Source organism: Spiroplasma endosymbiont of Panorpa germanica, from assembly GCF_964019765.1.
Taxonomy (GTDB): Bacteria; Bacillota_I; Bacilli_A; order Mycoplasmatales; family Mycoplasmataceae; genus Spiroplasma_B.
Map to the genome: position 1 here is coordinate 781,074 of NZ_OZ026461.1, position 23,898 is coordinate 804,971.

At 30.9% G+C, this 23,898-nt stretch carries 25 protein-coding genes and 1 other RNA gene; 4 read left to right on the plus strand and 22 right to left on the minus strand.

Features of this window, described 5'->3' with window-relative positions; genetic code table 4:
* Window positions 1–14 precede the first annotated feature (14 nt).
* From rny to AACK87_RS03590, 6 genes are all read right to left on the minus strand, one after another.
* Complete coding sequence (rny, locus tag AACK87_RS03565; protein WP_338971668.1) at window positions 15–1,535, minus strand: ribonuclease Y; 1,521 nt, start codon at window positions 1,533–1,535, stop codon at window positions 15–17.
* A 126-nt stretch (window positions 1,536–1,661) separates the two neighbouring features.
* Window positions 1,662–2,312, minus strand: a complete 651-nt coding sequence (locus AACK87_RS03570; RefSeq protein WP_338971671.1) for a nitroreductase family protein — start codon at window positions 2,310–2,312, stop codon at window positions 1,662–1,664.
* A gap of 11 nt (window positions 2,313–2,323) precedes the next feature.
* Window positions 2,324–3,343: a recombinase RecA gene (gene recA / locus AACK87_RS03575; protein WP_422397207.1), complete on the minus strand. Its 1,020-nt coding sequence runs from the start codon at window positions 3,341–3,343 to the stop codon at window positions 2,324–2,326.
* A gap of 67 nt (window positions 3,344–3,410) precedes the next feature.
* Window positions 3,411–3,884, minus strand: a complete 474-nt coding sequence (locus AACK87_RS03580) for a CinA family protein (RefSeq protein ID WP_338971677.1) — start codon at window positions 3,882–3,884, stop codon at window positions 3,411–3,413.
* Window positions 3,885–3,959: 75 nt separating this feature from the next.
* Window positions 3,960–4,299, minus strand: an RNA gene (gene rnpB / locus AACK87_RS03585) — RNase P RNA component class B.
* Between the two features lie 22 nt (window positions 4,300–4,321).
* A complete protein-coding gene (locus AACK87_RS03590) occupies window positions 4,322–4,651 on the minus strand; it encodes a DivIVA domain-containing protein (protein ID WP_338971679.1) in 330 nt (109 codons plus the stop codon).
* 90 nt (window positions 4,652–4,741) lie between these two features.
* Between AACK87_RS03590 and AACK87_RS03595 the strand changes: the two genes are divergently transcribed.
* Window positions 4,742–5,245 (plus strand): Holliday junction resolvase RecU, encoded by a 504-nt coding sequence (locus AACK87_RS03595; protein ID WP_338971682.1) that lies wholly within the window; start codon window positions 4,742–4,744, stop codon window positions 5,243–5,245.
* On the opposite strand, the gene AACK87_RS03600 is transcribed toward AACK87_RS03595, so the two are convergent.
* From AACK87_RS03600 to AACK87_RS03625, 6 genes are read right to left on the minus strand one after another with little or no spacing between them, the layout of a single operon-like run.
* On the minus strand, window positions 5,220–5,777 hold the full coding sequence (locus tag AACK87_RS03600; RefSeq protein WP_338971685.1) for a DnaD family protein: 558 nt from the start codon (window positions 5,775–5,777) through the stop codon (window positions 5,220–5,222). The two genes, AACK87_RS03595 and AACK87_RS03600, sit on opposite strands and share 26 nt — an antisense overlap.
* Window positions 5,778–5,837: 60 nt before the next feature.
* Complete coding sequence (locus AACK87_RS03605) at window positions 5,838–6,119, minus strand: HU family DNA-binding protein (RefSeq protein ID WP_338971688.1); 282 nt, start codon at window positions 6,117–6,119, stop codon at window positions 5,838–5,840.
* Window positions 6,120–6,137: 18 nt separating this feature from the next.
* The gene (locus tag AACK87_RS03610; RefSeq protein WP_338971691.1) at window positions 6,138–7,136 is read right to left on the minus strand and encodes an NAD(P)H-dependent glycerol-3-phosphate dehydrogenase; all 999 of its coding nucleotides are present in this window, start codon (window positions 7,134–7,136) and stop codon (window positions 6,138–6,140) included.
* 8 nt (window positions 7,137–7,144) lie between these two features.
* Window positions 7,145–8,458, minus strand: coding sequence for a ribosome biogenesis GTPase Der (der, locus tag AACK87_RS03615; protein ID WP_338971694.1), 1,314 nt, complete (start codon window positions 8,456–8,458; stop codon window positions 7,145–7,147).
* Between the two features lie 17 nt (window positions 8,459–8,475).
* Entirely contained in the window at window positions 8,476–9,138 is a 663-nt protein-coding gene (gene cmk, locus AACK87_RS03620) for a (d)CMP kinase (protein ID WP_338971696.1), read from the minus strand.
* Between the two features lie 11 nt (window positions 9,139–9,149).
* On the minus strand, window positions 9,150–9,842 hold the full coding sequence (locus tag AACK87_RS03625) for a hypothetical protein (RefSeq protein ID WP_338971698.1): 693 nt from the start codon (window positions 9,840–9,842) through the stop codon (window positions 9,150–9,152).
* Window positions 9,843–9,925: 83 nt separating this feature from the next.
* Here AACK87_RS03625 and AACK87_RS03630 point away from each other — a divergent pair, with 83 nt between their 5' ends.
* A complete protein-coding gene (locus tag AACK87_RS03630; RefSeq protein ID WP_338971701.1) occupies window positions 9,926–10,114 on the plus strand; it encodes a ferredoxin in 189 nt (62 codons plus the stop codon).
* Between the two features lie 30 nt (window positions 10,115–10,144).
* Here AACK87_RS03630 and AACK87_RS03635 read toward each other — a convergent pair whose 3' ends face one another.
* Both AACK87_RS03635 and AACK87_RS03640 read right to left on the minus strand, forming a co-directional pair.
* Window positions 10,145–11,104 (minus strand): hypothetical protein, encoded by a 960-nt coding sequence (locus tag AACK87_RS03635; RefSeq protein WP_338971703.1) that lies wholly within the window; start codon window positions 11,102–11,104, stop codon window positions 10,145–10,147.
* A gap of 47 nt (window positions 11,105–11,151) precedes the next feature.
* On the minus strand, window positions 11,152–11,817 hold the full coding sequence (locus AACK87_RS03640) for a hypothetical protein (RefSeq protein ID WP_338971706.1): 666 nt from the start codon (window positions 11,815–11,817) through the stop codon (window positions 11,152–11,154).
* A gap of 83 nt (window positions 11,818–11,900) precedes the next feature.
* Here AACK87_RS03640 and AACK87_RS03645 point away from each other — a divergent pair, with 83 nt between their 5' ends.
* On the plus strand, window positions 11,901–12,464 hold the full coding sequence (locus AACK87_RS03645) for an inorganic diphosphatase (RefSeq protein WP_338971709.1): 564 nt from the start codon (window positions 11,901–11,903) through the stop codon (window positions 12,462–12,464).
* Between the two features lie 30 nt (window positions 12,465–12,494).
* Here the strand turns inward: AACK87_RS03645 and lpdA are convergent, their stop codons facing one another.
* The 5 genes from lpdA to AACK87_RS03670 all read right to left on the minus strand — a co-directional run bounded on the left by lpdA (window position 12,495) and on the right by AACK87_RS03670 (window position 18,453).
* Entirely contained in the window at window positions 12,495–13,877 is a 1,383-nt protein-coding gene (lpdA, locus tag AACK87_RS03650) for a dihydrolipoyl dehydrogenase (RefSeq protein WP_338971712.1), read from the minus strand.
* Between the two features lie 18 nt (window positions 13,878–13,895).
* Complete coding sequence (locus AACK87_RS03655; RefSeq protein ID WP_338971714.1) at window positions 13,896–15,179, minus strand: dihydrolipoamide acetyltransferase family protein; 1,284 nt, start codon at window positions 15,177–15,179, stop codon at window positions 13,896–13,898.
* 16 nt (window positions 15,180–15,195) lie between these two features.
* Window positions 15,196–16,185, minus strand: coding sequence for an alpha-ketoacid dehydrogenase subunit beta (locus AACK87_RS03660; RefSeq protein WP_338971716.1), 990 nt, complete (start codon window positions 16,183–16,185; stop codon window positions 15,196–15,198).
* A complete protein-coding gene (gene pdhA, locus AACK87_RS03665) occupies window positions 16,185–17,294 on the minus strand; it encodes a pyruvate dehydrogenase (acetyl-transferring) E1 component subunit alpha (RefSeq protein WP_422397208.1) in 1,110 nt (369 codons plus the stop codon). Before pdhA ends, AACK87_RS03660 begins: the two co-directional genes overlap by 1 nt.
* A gap of 175 nt (window positions 17,295–17,469) precedes the next feature.
* On the minus strand, window positions 17,470–18,453 hold the full coding sequence (locus AACK87_RS03670; RefSeq protein WP_338971719.1) for a lipoate--protein ligase: 984 nt from the start codon (window positions 18,451–18,453) through the stop codon (window positions 17,470–17,472).
* A gap of 142 nt (window positions 18,454–18,595) precedes the next feature.
* On the opposite strand from AACK87_RS03670, the gene AACK87_RS03675 reads away from it, so the two are divergent.
* Window positions 18,596–19,954, plus strand: a complete 1,359-nt coding sequence (locus AACK87_RS03675; RefSeq protein ID WP_338971721.1) for an FAD-dependent oxidoreductase — start codon at window positions 18,596–18,598, stop codon at window positions 19,952–19,954.
* 624 nt (window positions 19,955–20,578) lie between these two features.
* Here the strand turns inward: AACK87_RS03675 and AACK87_RS03680 are convergent.
* From AACK87_RS03680 to AACK87_RS03690, 3 genes are all read right to left on the minus strand, one after another.
* Window positions 20,579–21,079 carry a hypothetical protein gene (locus tag AACK87_RS03680; protein WP_338971723.1) on the minus strand — a complete coding sequence of 167 codons (501 nt, stop codon included), beginning with the start codon at window positions 21,077–21,079 and terminating at the stop codon, window positions 20,579–20,581.
* 91 nt (window positions 21,080–21,170) lie between these two features.
* Window positions 21,171–22,976 (minus strand): hypothetical protein, encoded by a 1,806-nt coding sequence (locus AACK87_RS03685; protein ID WP_338971725.1) that lies wholly within the window; start codon window positions 22,974–22,976, stop codon window positions 21,171–21,173.
* A 94-nt stretch (window positions 22,977–23,070) separates the two neighbouring features.
* Window positions 23,071–23,871: a hypothetical protein gene (locus AACK87_RS03690; RefSeq protein ID WP_338971726.1), complete on the minus strand. Its 801-nt coding sequence runs from the start codon at window positions 23,869–23,871 to the stop codon at window positions 23,071–23,073.
* Window positions 23,872–23,898 lie beyond the last annotated feature (27 nt).

Consider the following 23,898-nt stretch of genomic DNA (forward strand, 5'->3'; position numbering starts at 1 on the left):
TTTTTTTAAATATTTTAACGGATTATTTTAACTTCACGTTTTTCTCTAATAATGGTCATTGTTATTTCTCCAGGAATTACAACCTCTTTGGTAATTAACTCTTGAAGGTTATTTAATATTCCAACTAGTTGTCAATCTTCAACTAGTTCTGGGTCAACAATGATACGAATTTGTCTACCTGATTGAATCGCATAAGCATTTTGAACTCCCTCAACTGATTTAGCAATTTTTTCAATATCACTCATTCTGTTTAAGAAGTCCTCAGCTGAGTTATTTCTAGCTCCTGGTCTTGATGCTGAAATTGAATCAGCGATTGAAACAATAGCTGCAATCAAGTCCTCTCTTGCAAAATCACCGTGATGTGATGCAATTGAATTAATTACAACTTTATCTTCACGATATTTTTGCGCTATATTAATACCCAATACTACATGACTACCTTCTTCTTCAAAATCCACCGCTTTACCGATGTCATGCAATAATCCCGATCGGATTGCTAATTTTGTATTTAGTCCTAATTCAGCTGCAATTGTACCTGCTAATTTAGCCACTTCAATTGAGTGTAATAAGACATTTTGACCATAACTTGTTCTGTACTTCAATTTACCAATAAGTTTTATTAGTTCTATATCCATATTGAATATTCCCAATTCTTCAATTACTTGAGTTCCAGCCTCAAGAGTTATTTGTTCAATTTCTTTTTGTTGTTTTAGGATTTCTTCTTCAATTTTCACTGGTTGGATTCTTCCATCAGCGATCAAGTTATTCAGTGCTCTTGTTACTATTTCTCTTCTAATGGGGTTAAAACTTGAAATCGTGATTATATTTGGTGTTTCATCGATAATTACATCAACTCCCCCAAAACTCTCCAGCGCTTTAATATTACGGCCTTCTTTTCCAATAATTCGACCCTTAATATCATTTGTTGGCAGTTTGATGAAGCTGGTTGTTTTTTCAGCAACTACTTCTACTGCATATTTTTCCATTGCAGCTACAATTAATTCGATTGCATTTGTTTTAGCATTGTTATGAGCTTCTAGTTGTTTGTTTCTAATAAGTGAGTTTAACTCTTTTGTGAACTTATGTTCAACACTCTTAAATAAAACTTCCTTAGCTTCACTTTGAGAAATTTTGGATGCAATTTCTAATGCTGAAATTACGTCCTCCAATTTTTTTTCATATTCTTTATATTTGTTGTTTGTTAAAGTTTCTCTACTAGAAAGAGACTCTATTTTTAACTCTAGATTCTTTTCTTGAATACTAATTTCGTTAACTTTTTTTTCTAAATCTGTTTCGAGTTTAGAAATTTCGTATTTTTTCTCCATAATTTTCTTTTCTGCTTGAAATATAATTTCATCTGACTGAATTTTTGCATCAGCTGTCGCAGAAATTAGGATTTTTTTGGCTTCGTCTTGAGCTTTTTTAATAAGTCGTTGTCGACGTTGGCTAAAACATAGAACTAAGATCGCTATTATCGCTAAAGAGAATAGGACGGTTAGTGCTATGATAGCCTCAACGGCTGTTCTTGAATTCATTTAAATCTTACCTTTCTTTTGAAAAGCAAGCGGATTTGTGTATAACACTTATTAATTTTACTATTTTTTTATCATAAAGTCCATCAGTTAAAATAAAAAGTTCTTGCAAAAGAACTTTTCAAAATATTAATCAATTATATTTGCATAATCCTCAACGCTAACTCTAATTTTTTCGCGATTGTTGCCTGCATAATTATCATCAGGCTTACCAAGAGCAAATCCAAAAATTGGGCGGCGTCCATTTTTTAATAAATTCATTTCTTGTAAGCTTTGGGTTAGTACATCTACAAAAAATCCTGTCATGATTGTTGAACCTATATTTAGTTCGGTCGCTTTCAATGACATATAACCAATATGAATTCCGGCGTTGATTTTGTCGTATTCTTGGGCGAAAGACATGTTAGGATATATTTTCAAAAGATTATTTTTTATCTCTTTCTTTTTATCTTCATACATTTTAGAAAGTTTCAGTAGTTTTTCGTCCATTAATTTACCATCTTCAACCTCGTAAGTTGGAGTTGTAATTCCTAAGACAATAATCAAAGCACTCGCTGATTTAATGTTTTCGCAGTTATAACCTTGAAATGCTTCAGCAATTTTATCTTTTACTTTTTGATTTAAAATAACAATGGTTTCTACTTGTTGGAGACCAAAACCACTTGGTGCCATTCTTCCAGCATTAACAATCTCTAAAATTTGTTCTTTAGGGAGAATTGCTCCTTGTTGATATTTTTTAATTGTTTTTCGTTCTTTTATTAATTGATCCAAATTTTTCATATTTCCTACTTCTATTTTTCGACGTTTATAACTGCTTCTAGTTCTTCACAAATTTTATCATAATGTTCTGTATTGCTTGTTAATCAGTTCTTAACGACTTCTTTACCTTGTCCAATTTTTATATCTTTATAAGAATATCATACACCTGATTTGGTCAAGATATTGTATAAAGATGCTAGTTCAATAATTTCTGAAAGTTTATCAATTCCTTTATTATAATTGATTGTGATTTGAGCAACTTTAAATGGTGAGGCTACCTTATTTTTGACAACTTTAATTTTAACTTTGTTGGCAATTGGATTACCGTTATCTAAAATTGTTTCTCCCTTTCTTACATCAAGTCTGACTGAAGAATAAAATCTTAAGGCTCTTCCGCCTGGTGTTACTTCAGAGCTTCCAAAAATAACTCCAACTTTCTCTCTTAATTGATTAATAAATATTACCACAGTATTTGTTCTTGAAATTATTCCATTTAATTTTCTTAAGGCTTTTGACATTAATCGTGCTTGTAAACCAATTGATTGATCTGACATCTCTCCTTCAAGTTCCACTTTTGGAACTAAGGCAGCTACTGAGTCTAAAATAACTATATCTATAATATTTGATTTAACTAGCATTTCTAAAATATCTAATGCTTGTTCTCCTGAATCTGGTTGAGATACTAAAAGATTATTTGTATCGACTCCAATATTTTTAGCATACATCGGATCTAAGGCGTGCTCTGCATCGATAAAAGCAGCTCTTCCACCTTTTTTTTGAGCTTCAGCAATGGCGTGCAATCCCAAAGTGGTTTTTCCACTTGACTCTGGGCCATAAATTTCAATAATTCGTCCTTTTGGATATCCCCCGATTCCGATAATGTCATCTATTAAAAAAGATCCTGTTGATATCGCGTCGATTTTTTTTCGCTCAATATCACCCAATCGCATGATAGAACCTTTACCGAAATTTTTTTCAATATTACTTAATACGGTTTTTAGAATTTCTTCTTGAGAATCTTCTTTTTTATCTTTTTCATCAATCAAACTCATAAAAACCTCTTTTGTTGCTTCTTTTACTTTATTGTACATTCTTTACCTCCAAAATTAAATCGTATATTTAATTATGAAAATCATTTTTAATATAATAAATTAGTTGCTCAACACAAATTTTGACAGCTAATTTCTTGATTTTTTTTCTAGAATTTATTTTTAATTCAATTTTAATAACCTTTTCAAAATCACTAGTTACAATTGCTATAAAGCCCAGGCCGATATTTGGATTATCACTTGGTCCTGGTCCAGCATTTCCTGTAAAGCTAACGCAAATATCACTATTAAATTTTTTTAAAGCACCTTTAGCCATTTGCAGCGCAACTTGCGAAGAAACAGTGGTGTAATTTTCCAAAGTTTCTTTTTTAACATCAACTATGTTTGTTTTTGATTCTATTGAATAGGTAACTAAACTTCCAGAAAAAACTTTACTAGCGTTTGGAATATTGGTAATTTCATTTGCAAATAAACCTCCTGTAAAGGATTCACAAGCACAAATAGTTAAATTTTTATCAATAAGCAGTTTTAATAACTTTTTCACTATTACTCCTTTAAAAAATTTCTTACAAAAACACAAATCAAATGTTTGTCCTTTTGTAAGAAATTGAGATTCTATTATCATAACCCACGTTTTGTTCCTATTGCTAGGCATCAATCATCTATCTACCTTACGGTTCAAACATCGGTTCATTTCCCTTTGTCTAATTCCTCTACCAAAATTTGAGTTTCTTGCTTGTGGAGTTTACCCGTTCCATTTCCTGGTTTCCCATTACTCGTCTCTGTGGCACTTTGTAAGCATTCCGTGTGTTAAAAACATTTAGGAATTACTTTTGTCGTCACCTATTGGTGCCTAGGGTTATCTTTTCCCCTAGCACAATCACTACTTCCATCTCAGGATGTGCAAGCGTGGAGTTTCCTCTACAATAATTTTTCAATTGCAGCGATTGATTCAAATAAAACCTCAAATTAGATTTTACACTATTTTTGACCTAAATTTTGCTTTTCTAGGTTAGCAATTCGTTTTAAAATTGAACTACTATTAACACCACTTCGAGCTAGTTTATCTAATTGTTGTTGTGACAGTTGTAAACTGGCAATAATTTTATCATTTTCTTCCATTAAATTTCTGTTTTCAATTTCTAAAGTTGATAATTTGTCCTTAAGTTTTTGTTGCTCGAATTCAGCAATTTCATAATCTCTTGTTATTTCATCTAAAAATAAGTCGACTTCTTCAACTTTATAACCTTTAAATTCAACTGTAAAATCCTTTTTAGCAATATCTTCTTTTTTGTATTTAACGTAATTCATTTTATACCTCTTTTATAAACTAATTTTATCAAATTAAAATTAGTTTAAGTAAAAAAATATTTTTTTGTCGTAATGGTAGTGGAGGTAAAAATGAATTTGCTATTAAATAAGGGAATGTTTCTAGAAACAGTAATCAACCATGCTAACGAATACTACAATGATAATAATATTGCTTTAATTTCTAAAATCAACGTCAATATTAATCTGGTCAAAGTTGAAAATAAACAAATTACTAAAGCTAATTTTAAAAAGAATTTTAATTGCGACTATATTGGCATTTACCAGGGTATTTATCTTGAATTTGAAGCTAAAGAAACTTATAAGGATTATTTCTCCATCGTTAATTTGAAAAAAGACCAACACGATAAATTAACCCGAGTTCAAGAACATTTAGGTTTGGGATTTTTAATCATTTATTTTCATAACTTTAATAAGTATTTTATTGTTAGCATTACTAAGATTAATCTTTTAAAAAGTAGCGATAAAAAAATACCCATGTCTTGATTTGAAGATTACGGGTATGAATTATTTATGAGCAAAAATATTGTTTTTGATTATATTAAAGGGGTTAATCAGCTAATCAATTGTATTTAGTTAGTTCTTTTGGTTTAGACCTAATTGAACTCTTAATTAATTTTTCAAGTGTTTCATAATCTTTAATATCATTTGTAATTATTAATTCTGTAAGTGTTTGAATTGAGATGTCTCTTTCCAAAAAATTCTTAATCGAATTTTTTTGATCTTCATTCATCGGAATTTCGAACTGATCTTGAATTATTTTTACTAAGTTTGATTCACTATTTTTATTAGCCAAAGAGTTTTCACAAATAATAGCTAATTGAGTGAACAATGGTGATAAATTAATTATTGATTTACCATTCTTATTTTCAATTTTAATAAACTTTGATTTAACCAAATTAGAGATTTGCGAATCAATTTCTTCAATAGTTAAAGTCATAAAATCGCTTAATTCTCTAGCTGTTACAAACTTACGATCGTCACTTGATAATTGCATTATTAGCAAAATTATTAGAACTTGATTTTCATTTAGACCGATAGTTTTGTAATAATATAGCAATAAAGATTTTTTTTGAATTATTCGATTTTTAATTAAGTCAACTAACACGATATCTCTCCTTTAAGATTAAAATGTTGCGCGAGCAACATTTTTTATATTTTAAATTGATTATTTACTATTAGCAACTGCTTCTTTAAGTTGTTTTGCAACTTTGAATTTAGCAACTTTTGTTGCAGCAATTTGGATTTTTTGACCACTTGATGGATTAATTCCTTCGCGAGCTGCTCTATCAGCAACTGAGAATTTTCCAAAACCAGCAATTGATACTTCATCCCCAGAAACTAAAGCTCCTGTCAATTCTTCAAAAATAAATGAAACCATTTTGTCAGCCTCAGCTTTTTGTACATCAAAACTAGAAGCTAATTTTTCTGATAATTCTTTTTTTGTCATTTTTAATACCTAATCTTTCTATACTAATATAATATCATTAAAAATATTATTAATAGTCGCACTTGGCACTTTATTATTATAGAGTATTTGATACATGATTTCAAACAAAGGTAAATGAATATTTGCTTTCAAAGCCATTTTATGGGCGATTTTACAAGCTGTTACACCCTCAACTGTGAATCCATAATTTTGCAATACTTTTTGAGCATCGTCTGTTTTGGCTATTTCAAGTCCTAATGAGAAGTTTCTTGATTTATGACTTGTTGCAGTTAAAATCAAATCTCCTAAACAAGCAAAATTTGTGAAGGTTTCAATTTTAGCTCCATATGCTAGACCCAGTTTCATAATTTCATTATTTCCAATGGTAATTAAACTAGCTTTTGAGTTATCTGAACCTTCAAACCCAAATAGTATTCCACTAGCTATGGCCACTGTATTTTTTAAAGCGGCACTAATTTCACAGCCCTTTAAATCACTTGTTGGAAGAACTCTAAAGTACTCGTTGTTAAAAACTTCAGCAATTTGTTTAGCTACTTGAACATCTTCGCTACAGCTCATTATACAAGTTGGTTTTCTTTTGATAACCTCAATAGCCACTGATGGACCAAATAAAGCTCCATAAGATTTTAATAAATTAGTACCCTCAAATAACTTAACAACTTTTTTACTTAAAACATCAAGATTTTCTTCATCTAATCCCTTGGCTACATTTATAATAATCATTTGGTGTTTTGCATATTTCTTAACTTCACTGATTACTTTCTCAATCGCTAAAGTTGGAACCCCTAAAACTAGAATTTCTGTTTTTTCTAAGGCTGCGGGCAAATCGGAGGTTGCTTTAATGTTTGAGTTCAATAATAAATCCTTAAAAAACACAGAGTTTTTATGGTTCAGATTTATATCATCGACTTGATTATTATCGATTCCATACATCACCACTTGATGGGAGTTATCAGCTAAAACATTAGCTAAAACAGTTCCATAAGCACCAGTTCCTATAATTGTAATATTTTTCATATTAATTCCTACTTTCTTTCTCTAAATATTAGATTCATTGGTACTCCGTCAAAATCAAATTGTTGACGGATTTGATTTTCTAAAAATCGCTTATATGAAAAGTGTACATAACTTGGGTTATTAACAAACATTACAAATGTTGGTAAATAAGCCTCCACTTGTGATCCGTAGTAAATTTTTAAACGTCCCCCATTATGATTTGGAGCCGGGTTTAAAAGTTGTGCTTTATTTAAAACTTCATTTAAAACGCTGGTCTTAATTCTTTTTTTCAAGTTTTCATTAACATGCTCAACAGCAGAAAATATTTTGCTAATTCTCAAATTTTCTTTAGCAGAAATAAATACCATATGAGCATATTGAAGATATTTAAAGTACGCTTTAAATTCTTCTTCTTTTTTAATCATTGAATTGGTGTTTTTATTTTCGATAATATCTCATTTATTTCCTATTAATATAATGGGTTTATGCTCTTCAAAAGCCAAACCACCAATATTGGTATCTTGATCTGAAATCGGAACTGAAGCATCGATAATTAGTAAAACAATATCTGCTTTATTAATACTTGTAAGCGACCTAAGATAACTATATTTTTCTAAATTCTCATAAATACGGCCTCTTTTTCTGATACCTGCAGTATCAATCAGGACGTATTTTTGATTATTAACAGTTATCTTACTATCTACCGCATCAGTTGTGGTTCCTGAAATTTCACTAACAATCATTCTATTTTCACCTGTTATTGCATTCACCAAAGATGATTTTCCAACATTAGGTTTACCAATAATTGCAATGTTGGTAACATCTTTTTGATTAATATCGGGTTGTCTTGGCATCGAGTTTACAACTTTATCAAGCAAATCTCCCACTCCGATTCCATGAGTTGAAGAAATTAATGTAGGTTCTCCAAAACCTAAAGTCATAAATTGGTAAGCTTCTTCATCTGATTCTTTCTTATCGTATTTATTCACTGCTAACAGAACTGGTTTTTTTGATTTATAAAGAATTTTAGCAACAACCTCATCTTCAGGAGTAATACCTTCACGATAATTTATAACAAAGACAATAACATCAGCTTCATCAATCGCTATTTCTGCTTGCATCTTAATTTCTTTGGCAAATGGTGCATCTTGTAGGGTGATACCTCCCGTATCAATTACTATAAATGGCAATGTTAGTCATTCAGCAGTACCATACATACGGTCTCTGGTTACACCCGGGATATCTTCAACAATTGCTTTTTTTTCTCTAATTATTCTATTAAAAAGAGTTGATTTTCCTACATTGGGTCTACCAACAATAGCCACAAGACCTTTTTTCTTCATTTATAATCAACTCTTTTCTAATTTATTTTTTTATCAACAGCTTGGAGAATTAAATCAACAGCTTGGTTAATTGTCAGATTGCTATTGTCAACCAAAATCGCATCTTGTGTTTTAACTAAAGGACCTTGTTCTCTTTGCATGTCACTTTGATCGCGATTTTGGATTGCTTTTTTAATATCTTCAATGATATTTGGGGTTATGTTTTGTTCTTGATTTTGTTTAAATCTTCGCAAAGATCTAGATTCCACTGAGCAATCCAAATATATTTTTAGCTCCGCATCTTTTAGAACAACTGAACCAATATCACGTCCAACAACAACAAAACCTTTTCCTTGAACTAAATTTCTTTGTTCAGTTACCATTCAGTCGCGAACTTCTTTATTAATAGTTATTTTATTAATATTTTTGATAATCTCATTTGATGATAATTCATTGGTCACATCAATATTATTAACATAAACTCTGTCTGAATTAATCTTAAAATCAAATTCTTTTAGTAAATTAACAATTTCTGAATTTTCATTAAAGTTGATTTTTTTGTAATTTGCAAATCAAGTAAAAGCACGATACATTAAACCAGTATCAAAAAAATGATAATTTAATTTTTGAGCTACTATTTTCATTGTAGCTGATTTACCACTCCCTGCTGGTCCATCCACGGCAATATTGATTTTTTTCATATTTTACTCCCTTAAATAACTATTGTTATGACAATTGCTAAAACCATTAACAAAATTAAAACTGGCAAGATAAACACAATTCAACTAAAACGGTGTTTATACATTTTGGTTTCTTTCATTAATAAATTATAACCACGTTCATTTTTTTCCCCAACCTCTTTTAGCATTGCTGGAGTTGTTCTCTTATCAGCATTTCTAACTTTGGTTACTGTGGCAAAATTAATATCTGAATTTAAATCAACTTTTTTATCACTTTTACGGCGTAATTCTTGAACTTGATTTTGAAAATTCTGTTCATTCAATGAAATCTTTTGATAGTAATCAATGAATTTTTGACTGGTTAAATTAACAACGTTTTTGTCATCCATTTTTTCAGAAATTGCATCCTTTTTGGTTGATAAACTTTTCAATGAGTCCTCATTTGATAGAAGTTCGTTGTAAAATCGACGCAAATCATATTTTAATTCATCTTTTATTAAGGATTTTGATTTGTCTTTATCTAAATAAGGTTTTTCAATTGTGTTTTTTTTGTCAAATTCATTAACTTTAGCCTTAAAATAGTTTTTATCAATTGCATCTAAGGTTTTAAAAACTGCCGCTATATTTGAGCGTTCCATTTGACTTTCACGTTCAATTATAATATCGCGATTTACTCGTTCATGAAGAGTGCGATTTCTCTCCATTCTAGTTAAATGCTTGTTCACAATATCACCTACCATATCTTAATTATTATAAATTATTTTGCCATTAATTACTAAACAATAGTAATATTATTATAGGTGAAAATATGGACAAAAAAAGAACATGAATCGATCAATCAATTTGTATCGGCTGCCAAGCTTGTGTAGAAATGGACGAAAATGACATTTTATTCATGGATGAAAATGGCCTAGCTCAAGCTAAGCCAAATGATTTAAAACTAGAAGAATCACAAATGGTCTGCCCAACTGGTGCTGTTAATATTGACGATAACTAAAAATACTTTGCTAAAAGCAAAGTATTTTTTTTACATATAACGGTGGTTAACTGGTTTCATACGTTTTTCAACAACTGCAAAAACTATGTAAAATAGAATGTATCTAGCAAGTTGGATTCCAAACGCTGCTCCAGCGAATTTTCCAATAAATGGTTGGATGTTTCCTCAACTAGCGTCTCCAGAATGATCATGGCCTTCATGACCGTGATCGTGGCCCGCATGTCTTGGACTAATGTAACTTCCCATATCATTGCCCATTTCCGCGCCATGATCGTGTCCTGCGTGCCCAGTAGTAATACCCCCACCAGAAAGACTAACAACATATAGTGAAAGTAAGTAAAGAGCTGTTGCTACAAAAGCTGCGGCTGGAACTATTACAGCCATTGGAATTCAGCGTTTCATTGCATCAACTTTCTTATTCGGATCAATATGAAATACTGAGTTTCTAAAGATTAAATAGAAAATTGCTCAGAACAAGAATACTACTACCATGTAAGATAACATATCAAATACGATTTGTACTGGACTGTGATCTGAATGCAACAAGAAGTGAATTCAAGGCACTACAACGGCTATAAATTCTGAGAAGATTAGTCCTAATGTTGGAATTGAAATAATAGTAACAAGTAGGTCTAATATTCTAATATTCATTTTTACCCCATTGATTGGGATTGAAAAAATTGTTTCTGATAAGATATCTAAGAAGGTTGCTACAATTGCTAAACCTAGGAAAACTGAAGTTGCTGCAATTTTAAAGGTTAAGTTTTTCTTGTTAAAAATAAAGTGATTTTTAATAGAAAAATCATCTGGGGTTACATCGTCGTGTTGACCTTTTGATGTAAAGTGATGTTCGTCGTGGTAATGGTCACGTTTATCGTGACCTTGTTCTTCATCTGAGACGAGAACGTCGTGATCTAATATTTCTCCATTGGCACCCTGGCCTAAGGTCGCTTTAGACTTTTTATTTTTGTCATTATCGAAAGCTGACATTTATTTCCTCCTTAATTATATTTAATATAAATAACCTTCTTAATTAATTATATATCATATCTTTTGAAAATCAAGTCAATCGCGTAAAATATTGATAAAAAAATGATCGTGTTTAAAACAACTTTAACAAAGTTGAAAATTAGAATTGGTATCAACAAATAGTTGCGGCTTTCTTGGGGAACCCCATACATTTTTAGCAAGAAAGCTCAATTAATTAAAACTCCAAATCCAGCCCCTGTAATAGCACAAACCATCCCAGCCAAACCTTGAGAAATATAAAGGATTTTTAGGTGTTGTTTTTGGTTTTTAACCCATTTAACAAAAACCTTATAGAAAATGTAATTAAAGACTCAAAAAGTAAGTACCGAAACCAAGTCGATTAAATTAATGGCAAAAATTCCAATGGGCTCATCACCGATTAATAGACGCATTCACGATGCTAAAATCACAAATATCAAGGTGTAAAAAAGATTTAGCACATACAAGCAGATAAAATAGGTAATGAGTGTCAATTCTAACACTAAAAAAGTTACGGGAGGTATTTGAACTAACCCCAAAACATATTTTGAAAAAAGCGCCAGAAAAATATTCAGTGCTAATAGTAAACCTAAAAATGCCACCCTTAAACTAGTTATTTTGAAGTATTTATTTCAATTGATTTTTTGATAACGAGTTTTAAAATCCATATTTATTTGTTCTTGTTTTAATTTCATAAAAACTCCTGCATAATTAATTAAATTTTATCTTATTTTTAACTTTTTTGTAATACAATTTATTTAGTTATAAGGAGAGAAATATGAGTAATAATGTTATTGAGATGATTGTTGAAATTCCAAAAGGAAGCAGCAATAAATATGAGTATGATAGTTTAACTAAAAGAATCAGCTTAGATCGTGTTTTATATGGAGCTAACTTCTATCCAGGAGAATATGGCTTCATTGAAAACACTTTGGATTGAGATGGAGATCCCTTGGATGTTATTAGTTTAGTAACCTATCCAACTCTTCCTGGAGTTGCTGTTAAAGTTAGAATTCTTGGAAGCATTAAAATGATTGATAATGGGGAAATTGACACCAAACTATTTGGAGTATTCAATGATGATCCTCGCTTTAATAGTTATCAAAAACTAAGCGATGTTCCTCAACATTTAAAAGATGAAATTGAAAATTTTTTCCTTCAATATAAAGCACTGCAAAAAAAATCAGTGAGAATTGATGGTTGAGGAGATTTAGCACACGCCCAAAAAGAAATTAAAGAGTGTCAAGAACGCTACAAGAAATACGAAAAACAATTAGCAAAACCAAACGGTAAAGAAGAAATCATGGCTGAATGAAAAGCCAAAGGTTTAGGTCAAGCATAAAAAAGTTCTCAAATTGAGAACTTTTTTATTTTATAAATGTAGAGGTTTATCTTGAAGTGCAATAGCAACTTCCATGATAGCCTCACTAACTGTTGGGTGGGGGTGAACTGATTTAGCTAATTCAGCAATAGTTCCTTCTGCCACCATTAAAGTTGTAATTTCAGAAATCATATCTGTTGCTGTGGAAGCTATGATATGAGCCCCTAAAATTTGACCGTATTTAGGGTCAATTATCACTTTTACAAATCCATCTGTATTTCCATCAGCAATTGACTTCCCATTGGCAATTAAGGGGAATTTAAAAGCCTTATAAGGGATATTATCCTTCTTAACTTGCTCTTCGGTTAGTCCAACAGCTGCAACTTCTGGGGAAGTATAAATACAAGAAGGCATAAAGTTATAATTCATTTTAGTTGGTTTACCAACAATATTTTCAATAGCCACCTCAGCTTGATTTGAAGCCACATGAGCTAACATTATTTTGCTAGTAACATCACCAATTGCATAAATATTGGGAACTGAAGTTTGACAATAGTCATTAATTTCAATACCCCCACGAGGATTTAAATTGATGGCAGCTTTACCAAATTTTGGTAAAACTGGTTTACGTCCAACAGATTGTAAAACGTAGTCAAATTCAACACTCGTTTCAACTCCTTCTTTATTTTTAAAGAAGATTTTTTTACCCTCAATTTTAATGATTTGTGCATTGGTTTCAATTTTAACATTTGGTCGAGTTAGAAGTTTTCTTGTCATCTCTTTTGAAATATCTCTATCAAGGATTTCTAAAATTGTATCTAGTCCTTGAAGAATAGTTACCTGAGTTCCTAGGCGACGAAATAGTGAAGAAAACTCAATTCCAATAACCCCTCCCCCAATAATAACAATTTTTTTAGGTATTTCTTTTAAGGATAAAGCTTCAGTTGATGTAATTAAAGTACCTTTTTTCTTAGCTTCGTCAAACCCTGGCAAGGTCAATTCATTGGCACTACTTCCCGTGGCAATTATCAGATTCTTAAATTTAACAACCTCATTATTAACTGTCAAACTATTGTTGTCAATAATTTCTGCTAAACCATCAAGGCGATCTACTTTATTTTTCTTAATTAAAGCTTCAACTCCACTAACTAGTTGTTTAATAACAGCTTCTTTTCTTTTTAACATCGCGCTTCAGTCGGGTTTAATTGAATCTGCATCCACTTTAATTCCGTATTTTTCCGCATTTTTCATTGTATTATAAACACTCGTGCTTTTAAGTAAGGCCTTGGTTGGGATGCACCCAACATTTAAACATACTCCACCATAGTACTCTTTTTCAATTATCAGAGTTTTCAAACCATGCTGAGCGGCTTTAATTGCAGCAACATATCCACCCGGACCTGCTCCAATTATTGCTAAATCGTATTCTCTCATTTTCTCAATCATCACTTTCTAGTTTATAAATAATGCTAAGGGGTTTTCTAATAATTGGGCAATTTGAGTTAAAAATCTTCCTCCATCTGCACCATCAATTATTCTGTGATCAACTGTTAAAGATAGCGGTAACATATATTTGGTTACAATCTCTTTTTCACTATTAAATCCTAGTTGTTCAATAATAGTTCCAACACCCAAAATAGCTGCTTCGGGGTGGTTTATAATTGGTGTGGCAAACTCAACTCCAGCTGAACCAAAGTTTGAAACTGTAAAGGTTCCTCCTTTAATATCGCTTGGGGTTAAATTATTATTTTTAGCTTTATTAGCTAAATCTCTGATTTCATTTGATATTTGATTAATGGTTTTAAAATTAGCATTTTTAACAACAGGAACAACTAATCCACGAGGAGTGTCAACAGCAATTCCGATGTTATAAAATTTCTTAATCAACAGGTCATCGCCATCAAGACTGACATTAATATTTTCAATTTGTTGCAAAGTAATGGTTACAGCTTTTACTATAATTGGTAGATATGTCACCTTAAATGTTTCTCCAATTTTTGAATTTTTTAATTCAGCACGAAGTTCGACAATTTTTGAAATATCCACAGTTTTAGTTAAAGTAACTGCAGGGATAACGGTGTGTGATTGACTCATCGCTTTTGAAATGGCTTTTCTCATTCCTGTTAATGGTTGGCGAATTACTTCTTCTGTTAAATCTAATTTAAATTCTGAAATTTTATTAACAGCTTCTTGTGTTGGTTGAACCGCTGGTGAATCAACAACAGCTCCGCTTTTTAAAACGTCTTCAACTAAAATTCTATTGTAAGGACCGGTTCCCTTAATTTTACTTAAATCAATGTTGTTACTTGCAGCAATCTTTCTTGCCAATGGGGTTGAACGATAATCATCATTTGTGGTACTTTTCTCAACTTTTTCTAAAGTTCTAGGTTTGATCAATTCATTTGAAATGGGAACAGCCCCCACAACACTAGCCCCTTCTTCAACTTTTTCAGTTTTCTCAGCTTTTTTAGCTGGTTCTTGGGGTTTTGGTGAAGCCTGTCCACCTTCATCAATTTCAATTACCACATCACCAACTTTAATTAACTGTCCTTCTTTAATATTCACAGCAGATATAATACCATTTACTGGTGCTGGAATTTCTGCGGTGACTTTATCAGTTTCAACAGTGAATAACTCATCACCCTCTTCAACTTTATCTCCAACTTTAAAATTAACTTTGAAAACTGTCCCTTCTGTTAATCCCTCTCCAATATCGGCAAATTTTACTTTAAACATATTTATTCCTCTTCTATTAAAATCTAAATTCTATTATTTTTCTAATTTTATCAACAATCTTATTAGTGTCTGGTTGATGGAAGTACTCTGCAGCATCAAACGGAATCATAATATCATATCCTGTAACTCTTTCACAAGGAGCTTTTAAATACTCAAAACATTCATTTTGAACACTGGCAATGATTTCTGATGATACTGAAAATGATTTAACAGCTTCATGAACAACCAATAGTCTTCCAGTTTTCTTAACAGATTCAACAATGGTTTTTTTATCTCATGGTTGAATAGTTCTTAAATCAATTAATTCGATTGTAGCGTTAGGATTTTCCGCTTTATAAGCTTCAACAGCTTTTTCACAGTCAACCACTTGAGCTCCATAAGTAACGATTGTTAAGTCATCTCCCTCTTGAATTTTATAAGCTTCTCCTAATGGTAAAGTGTAATATTCTTCTGGGATTTCTTGTTTAAATGCTCGATAAATTTTAGTTGGTTCCAAAAAGATTACCGGATCATTTGATTCAATGGCTGCTAGTAGCAATCCTTTAGTGTCAAAGGGGGTTGATGGGATTACAACAGTTAGACCTGGACAATGAGCAAACATTGCTTCAACTGCTTCAGAGTGATGTTCCAAGGCTCTAATTCCTCCACCCATTGGCATACGAATTACCATTGGACAAGTTCAGCGTCCTCTTGTACGATTTCTAAAACGAGCTACGTGGGTAAAAATATTTTGCAATGCTGGATAAGAGAAACCTTCAAATTGCATTTCCACAATTGGTCTCATTCCAGCAACACTCATTCCAATTGCTTGTCCTGCTAAGGTAGCTTCTGCAATTGGGGCATCAAATACTCTTGATTCACCAAATTTTTGTTGTAAACCAACGGTTGCTCTAAAGACACCACCTTCAAAACCGGCATCTTCTCCGTAAATTACTATATTACTATGTTTTTCCATAGCTATTTCTAAAGCATGGTTTAATGCTTGAATATTATTGAATGCTGGCATTAGTGTCCACCTCTTTCATAACCGTGTTTATCAAAATGCTCTTTTGCTTCTTGATATTGTTCTTCTAATAGGTCTGGCATTTTCTCATAGTTATATTTGAAAATGTCAATTAATTCTACTTTGTTGTTTTCAACAACTCATTTAAATTCTGCTTTGATAAATTCCTCTTGTTCTTTATCTAGTTGAGCTTGTTTTTCATCATCTCATAGTTTTTTACTTTCCAAGTATTTTTTAGTTCTAATTAAAGGATCTCTAGTTAAGGCAGATTGAAATTCATCTTCGGGACGATAAACTTTTGGATCATCAGATGAAGAGTGAGCTCCAAGACGATAAGTTACAAACTCAATCAAACTTGGTCCTTTACCCTCACGAGCTAAGGCAATTGCTTCTTGAACAACAGCGTAAACAGCAAATAAATCATTTCCATCCACAATAATGTTTCTCATTCCTACAGATATACCTTTAATGGCAAAGTTAATTGCTTTAGTAGCTTTTACTCTAGGAGTTGAAATGGCTCATTGGTTATTTTCAACCATAAAAATACAAGGTACTTCGTGAAGTTTTGCAAAGTTCATAGCTTCGTAAAATTCACCCTCACTACTTCCCCCATCTCCTGTTGTAGTTAAAACTACGTTTTTAGTTTTTTTATACTTTTCTGCAAACGCAATTCCTGAGGCATGTGAATATTGAGTAGCAATAGGAATATTTACTGGTAAAACATTGATTCCTTCTGGAGTTACATTTCCCATTTCATTTCCCGATCAATACAACATTATATTTCTCATTGGAATTCCAGCAGTTAATCATGCGGCGTTATTTCTATAGGCGCCAACGAATCAGTCTTGACCCTTATTAACTTGCATAGCGTAACCAACTTCGGCAGCCTCTTGTCCTGTCGAACTTAGAAAAGACAGCATTTTTCCAAGTCTCTGCATTTTGTTTTGATAATTATCTTGATTTCTAGATAGGTTCATAATTTTGTAAGCTTCTAGAACTTTTTCATCTGTTAGTTCTTTTGGTCGTAAACTTTCATTAATTATTTTTCCATCAATATCTAGAATTTCAACGCGCTGATTTTTGGCTGAATCATATTTTTCAAAAAATTTCATTTTTTTCTCCTTCATTACACTGATTTTTTCAGTAATATTTTCTTCTCTAGTGGTAATCAAAACCTTGGCGTTATTTATTAGATTGTTGTTTTGTTTCTGATTATTTGGTTGTTTTTCGTTATTTGATTTATTTTTACCTTTTTTAACCCTAAGAGTTTTATCCTTAGTGTAGAAATTAGTTAAATAGCAATTCGATAATTTCATTTACTGTAAAATTCTCCCCAAAAACATCAACAACTAATTCGTCAGTTATTATCGGTTTGATTACATCCACTTTATAATTTACATTAATTAATAAATCTTCAATTTTTTTAGTTCCTGAGTTTCCCAGAAAGTCACCATAGAATTTTGCCCGAATAATCTTGTCATCTTTAATATTTAAGTTTACCTCAATTAAGCCTTTGGACTCAAAGTAGGCTTTTTTTGTATAATCAAATTCTTCTTTTTCTTGAAAATTTCAATTATCTGTTATAAATTTATTTTCTCTCAAGTCATTGATACGGTTTAATTCTGCTTCACTAAATTTGATTTCTTCAAAACTTTTGGATATCTCCTCAATTAACATTTCTTTGAAATCTGCTAAACTAAGCTGAAACGGTAAAAAATCTTTAATATTAGCAACTCTTGATGGCACTGATTGAACCTTTTTGGATTTAATCTTTAGTTCATCCACATTTAAATACTTACCAATTAATTCCAAATTCATATCAAAAATAAGGGTTCCATGATGTAGTAACCGATTTTTATAGCGGCATTGGGCATTACCTGAAACTTTTTTGCCTTCCACTACAATATCGTTTTTGCCAGAAAATTTAGCATTTACATTGAGTTTATTTAGAACTTCAATTACTGGTTCTAAAATTTTTTCATAAGTTTTTGGTGAGTCATCATCAACATTAAGGATAAATGAAAAGTTCAAATTTCCTAAATTGTGGTAAACCGCTCCACCCCCAGAAATACGACGAATAATATTAACTTTATCATTAAAACAATTTAATTGGTTAATTTCTTGATAAGTATTTTGATTTCTTCCAACTACAATGGTGTTGTCATTTTGCCATAAAATAAAGATAACATCTTTGGTATCTCGTTCTAAAAGTGTTGATTCAACTGCTAAATTGTAGTAAGGGTCTACTGATTTGTTGTTTAAAAAATGCATTTATTAACTCCTCTCTTTCAAAAATTATACTACCATTATGGTAAAAAAATGATAATAATTTCTAATTTAAATAATATTATACGGAGATTATTATAATAAAGTGTTATTATAATAATGTCAGTAGACAAAAGGAGACTTTCAAATGAAAACTATTATTATCGGTACTAATCATACCGGAACAACAGCAGCTAGAACGCTTAGAAGAACCAATAAAACTATGGAGATAGTTACTTATGATAAAAATGATAATATTTCATTTTTAGGTTGTGGTATCGCTTTATGAGTAAAAGGCGATGTAAAAGATGAAAAAGAATTATTTTATGCCTCACCTGAAATATTGGAGCAAGAAAATATCAAAGTAAAAATGCGTCATGAAATGATTGAATTAAATGAAGCTAAAAAAACTGTTCGTATTAAAAACTTAGAGACAGGAGAAATATTTGATGATAATTACGATAAACTAATCATCGCAAATGGTAGTTGACCAATAATCCCTCCAATCGAGGGTATTAACTTAGAAGGAATTAATGTTGTTAAAATATTCCAACATGGACAAAAAATCTATGAAGCTAATCAAAATAAAAATATTAAAAAAATTGCCGTAATTGGAGCTGGTTATATTGGGATCGAACTTGTAGATGCTTTTGCCGCAAACGGTAAAGATGTAATATTAATTGATGTGGCCGACAGAATTATGCCAAGATATTATGACCACCAATTTACAGATCTAGTAGAAGCTGATATGAAAAAAACTGGGGTTACCCTGAAATTAAATGAAGGGGTAAAAAAATTCAATGGAAAAGATGGTAAAGTAACTGAAGTTGTGACCGACAAGGGAACTTATCAAGTTGATATGGTAATTTGAGCCGTTGGATTTAAACCTCAAACCGAAATGTTCAAAGGTAAGCTTGATTTAGCAGCAAATGGGGCAATTATTACAAACGAATTTATGCAAACTTCAAATAAAGACATTTATGCAATTGGTGATTGTGTAGAGGTGTTGAATTATGCTTCTGGTAAAAAATCTTACTTGGCCTTGGCCACTACAGCTGTGAGAACCGGAATTATTGCAGCCTTAAACATTACAAATGGGAATAAATTACCTTCAAGTGGTTTTGCAGGGGCAAACGGAATATCAGTTTTTGGATGAAATTTAGCAGGAGTCGGAATGAGCGAAACTGCTTGTAAAGCCGATAAGGTTGAATATGATTCGATAATGTTTACAGATAATGACAGACCCGAATTCATGGAAACATATAACCAAGTTTGAATCAAAATAATTTGAGAGAAAAAATCTCGCCGAATTATTGGAGCTCAAATCGGTTCTCTAGCCAACCACACCGAAGTTATGTACATGTTTTCCTTAGCAATTCAAAAAGGATTAACAATTGACGAACTTCCTTTAGTTGACATCTTCTTTTTACCTCACTTCAATAAGCCTTATAATTTTATAACTCTAGCTGGTCTTGAAGTTTTAGGTCTAAATTATTTTAAAAAATAATATTTTAATTAGAAATTATTAAATGCTATCAGATTTTAAAAACATCTATTAATAAGGCTTTGGTTGAGATATACCAGAAATCCTATTATAGATGTTTTTAATTGTCTAAAATGGCAATATTTTAAACTAACTACCTTATTTTTAATAAATAAAAAACCGTGTGGTAAGCACGGTTAGAATCTTATGTTTAACATTGATTTATTTTTTTTAATTTGTTTATTATTGGATTTGACATTCCCGAATCTTGTTCTATTGCATCATCTAAAATTTTTGCTTTATCAAATCTTGAAACAGATGGTTTTAATCGATCACCTGTCTAATCATTTCCAAAATTTCTTAAAACTTTTTCTTTATACTCTGCATCACCCACCAAAGCTTCGCTAAGCGCAGTTGCTCTTTCATCAAATTCCCCAATTTTAGCAACACTATCCTAACGTTCTGCATCAATTGCCAATCCATTTTATGAAATTTTTTCAGAACCTGTTCATTTGATTTCGTTAATATAAGAGTTCTTGATATTCAGGTATCCAATATATTTTTTAAAATCATCTCAATAGATTTAGCCTACTCCAAAGTTGTTCTGTCAATTAAGACATTTACATTTGCAGTTGTAGAAATTCTCTATTATGTGCTTTGCCATTTTCTTTTCTTATAATAAACTAGGCTAGTGAACCCAATTGCTAAAGTAATATTTTTTTCTTTTGGGACGGCGTCAATTGATTCAACTTGGATTCCATCTCTTAGCGGGTTACTTGAATCTAAGACAATTCCATTATAATTAATATTTGTGGTCACTTCTTGAACTATACTAGAAGCTATTTTTTCACCGGAAATATTTTCGTAAATAGGAGTTGAAACCTTTTTAAAAACATTGCTATTTCTATCTTTTAAATCCTCGCCATGATTTTCAAAAACCTTTATTGTTAAATATAAAGGATGAACAGCAGCATCTTCAGAAACTCATTCATATTGTTTAAATGATTCTGCAATGGCTGTTTGAAAAATAGCTGTTACTTCTGCTATAAATTCATTAACAACTTGATGATCGAAATCTAGTTTAGCCTCTTTTTTAGCACAACAAACTACCCCTCAAAGGAGATGAAATCACAGTTGAAGATACTCCAAGAATTGTTAATAATTTTTTCATAAAGTCTCCCACTTGTATAATTTCAAAACCCCTTAGATAATCTAAGGGGTTTTGAAATAAATTTTTAATTTAATTATAGTAGTTGAACATTGATTTGGTTATTCTTATTTCTTTATTTGTTTTCTTTCTCTTTTTTCTGATAAAGGTTTGTTGTCTACCTGGATGCTGATCAAAAAAGAAAGTAACAGTTTTTCGGGTCAAATCTCCGTATGAAAAGAAGTAAGTTTTTAAAGTTACATGATTGCTTTCGGTGAAGTAATCGTTGAAAAAATGAACTCTATAAATTTGAGATGTTTCTCGAGAATAATAACTTTGAACATATTTTGGTAAATCACCAGTCTCGTCGCTTTCAAATGCTGATTTCAAGCTTAATTTCTCCGCAATTAGATCCGCTTCCCTATTGTTAAATAATTTATTACATTTATCTTGAGTAAACGAGATAGGTGACGAGTATCCTAAGTCTCAATTAGGATCTATTTTTTCATCGAAGCGAAAGCGATATGGTTGGTTCCAATAATCACTTAGAACTGTTTGTCCCTTTAAATTAAATAATTTTTGTTGGTATAAAAATGAGTAATAAATAAAATTCTCGTATAATTCTTTACTTGATTTTTTAGTTGTTTTTTGTCTGATAAATATGGTTGAATCAGGAAATTCGTAGATTCCCCCTTCTAATTTAAATTTTATTCCACTAATTTGATAACAATAGGCCGCAATTGTTCTTTGATCTTCGCCACCCACAGTATCAATGGCAAAGGCTGAATTATTTGATGAAATTAAAGATTGCAGCACAAGACTATCATTAATATTGTTTTTTAAGTTGAATTGATTTATTGATTTAGAAATGTCCATATTTTTGTCAATAATGGCATTATCAAGCTCGGCTTCTTCCTCTGATTTAGTTACTAATGGTTTCAACCAATCCCCAGTTTGATCATTATAAAGATTTCTTAAAACATTATCTTCAGAAGTTTCATTACCTGTTAAAGCTTGATTTAAGGCTTCGACTCTTTCATTAAGACTTCCGATTTTAACTTGGCTTACATACCGACCTGCATCAATTGAAGAAGCTGAATCAATTTTTTTCTCAAAATCAAATCAACTAATTTCTTGAATATCGGGGTTAACACTGAGACCCTCAATTCTTGTTTTAATTTGATTTTTCAAACCGCTATCTTTTCAAATTTGTTCTGTTACTTGAGATAAATCACCTTTATCACTTTCAATAAAATATTCATTAGCCATTTTTTCATTAACTAATTTAGTAAAGCTATTAGTAATTTCTTTAGCTTTTTCTGCAGTAGTTTTACTCCTAAAGACATTAATTGTTGTTTGAGTTGAAAGAGGTTGGTTAGTTTTCTCACCGCTAAATTCTTTGTAGTAAATTAACGTTTTAATTCCAACAACAATTTTTAAATTTTTATCATTTTGAGTTACTTTAATACTATCTATTTGAATTCCATCTTTTAAGGGAGTTCCTGTATCAAGTAGTACTGGATTAAAGTTAATGTTAGTCGAAACTTCTCTAACAAGATTGGCATTAATTTGCTCATTTGGTATAATTTGGTAAATACCTGCTGATACTTTTTTATAAAAATCGCTGTTTGTATCTTTCATGTCCTCTTCGTGATCAATAAAATCTTGAATTGATAATCCTAAGGGTTTAAGATAATCTTCCTCTGATATTAAAGCATAAGGCTTAAATGCCTCTATAATGCCAGTATCAAAAATAACAGTTGTCTCAGAAATAAACTGATTTAGTGCTTGTTGATAATCATATTCTCTTTTAAGTTGTTTTTTTTCACAACCCACAACACTTAGTGGTGAAACAACAACAAGCGAAGCTGTTCCAAGAATTCCCAATAATTTTTTCATAATTTCTCCCTTTATTTATAACATATTAATATTATATTAAAAACACACATTTTTCAAGAGCCAGAGCTTTGAAAAATGTGTGTGAGAATATCTTTTAAAATATCGCAAAAGGTCCGAAATATTTCATAAATTCAACATTTTTGGTAATTCTAAAAGTTGGGATTAATAAATAAGGAATTGATCGTGAATAAACTCTAGCTGCTAGATAATCACTTTTATAACCCGTCATTTGATCTTTTACGAAAATTGAAACTTCCATTTCATAGTAATCTTCTAGGCTAATTTTTAAATTCTGAGCCATCAGAAATAGGATAACTATTCCTATAAAAGCAGATATGGAAGTTAATGAAAGGACCGGCACCCTGTATAAAAAAAGTAGAAAACTATTTTGCAAAATTATTTCCTCAAAATTTATTTTTGCAAGAATATATAAAGCGAAAGAAAAAAACATGAATAAGTAATAGATTACTCTAAAATAGATTGGAATTATTACCACAACTCTGCGGTAATTCATTATGTTAGTATTCCTATTATAAATCTTTGATGCTATTCATATTTGTCCTAAAATATAATCAATTTCATAACCCACTGAGTTGAAAGTAACAATCGGAATTAAAATTAATTTCTTCTTACGTTTTAAATTACAAAAAGTTTTAACATAGGGAACATCCCTTTCATAAATAATTTTCAAATCAGTGCAATTGGTATAAAACTGAAATTTTTGAATCATCTCTTCAATCTTGGCACTTGAAATATTTATATCAGCTGACTTGATTAAGGGAACTTCAGTTCTTGAATAATAAAGTGAGAAATATAATCGAATACTTAATAAAAATACAATTGTTGATAACAAAGCAACTATCAAAATTAAATTCATACTATTTAAGTTATTCATTTTGAATTCTCCCTTCTAAAGAAAGAA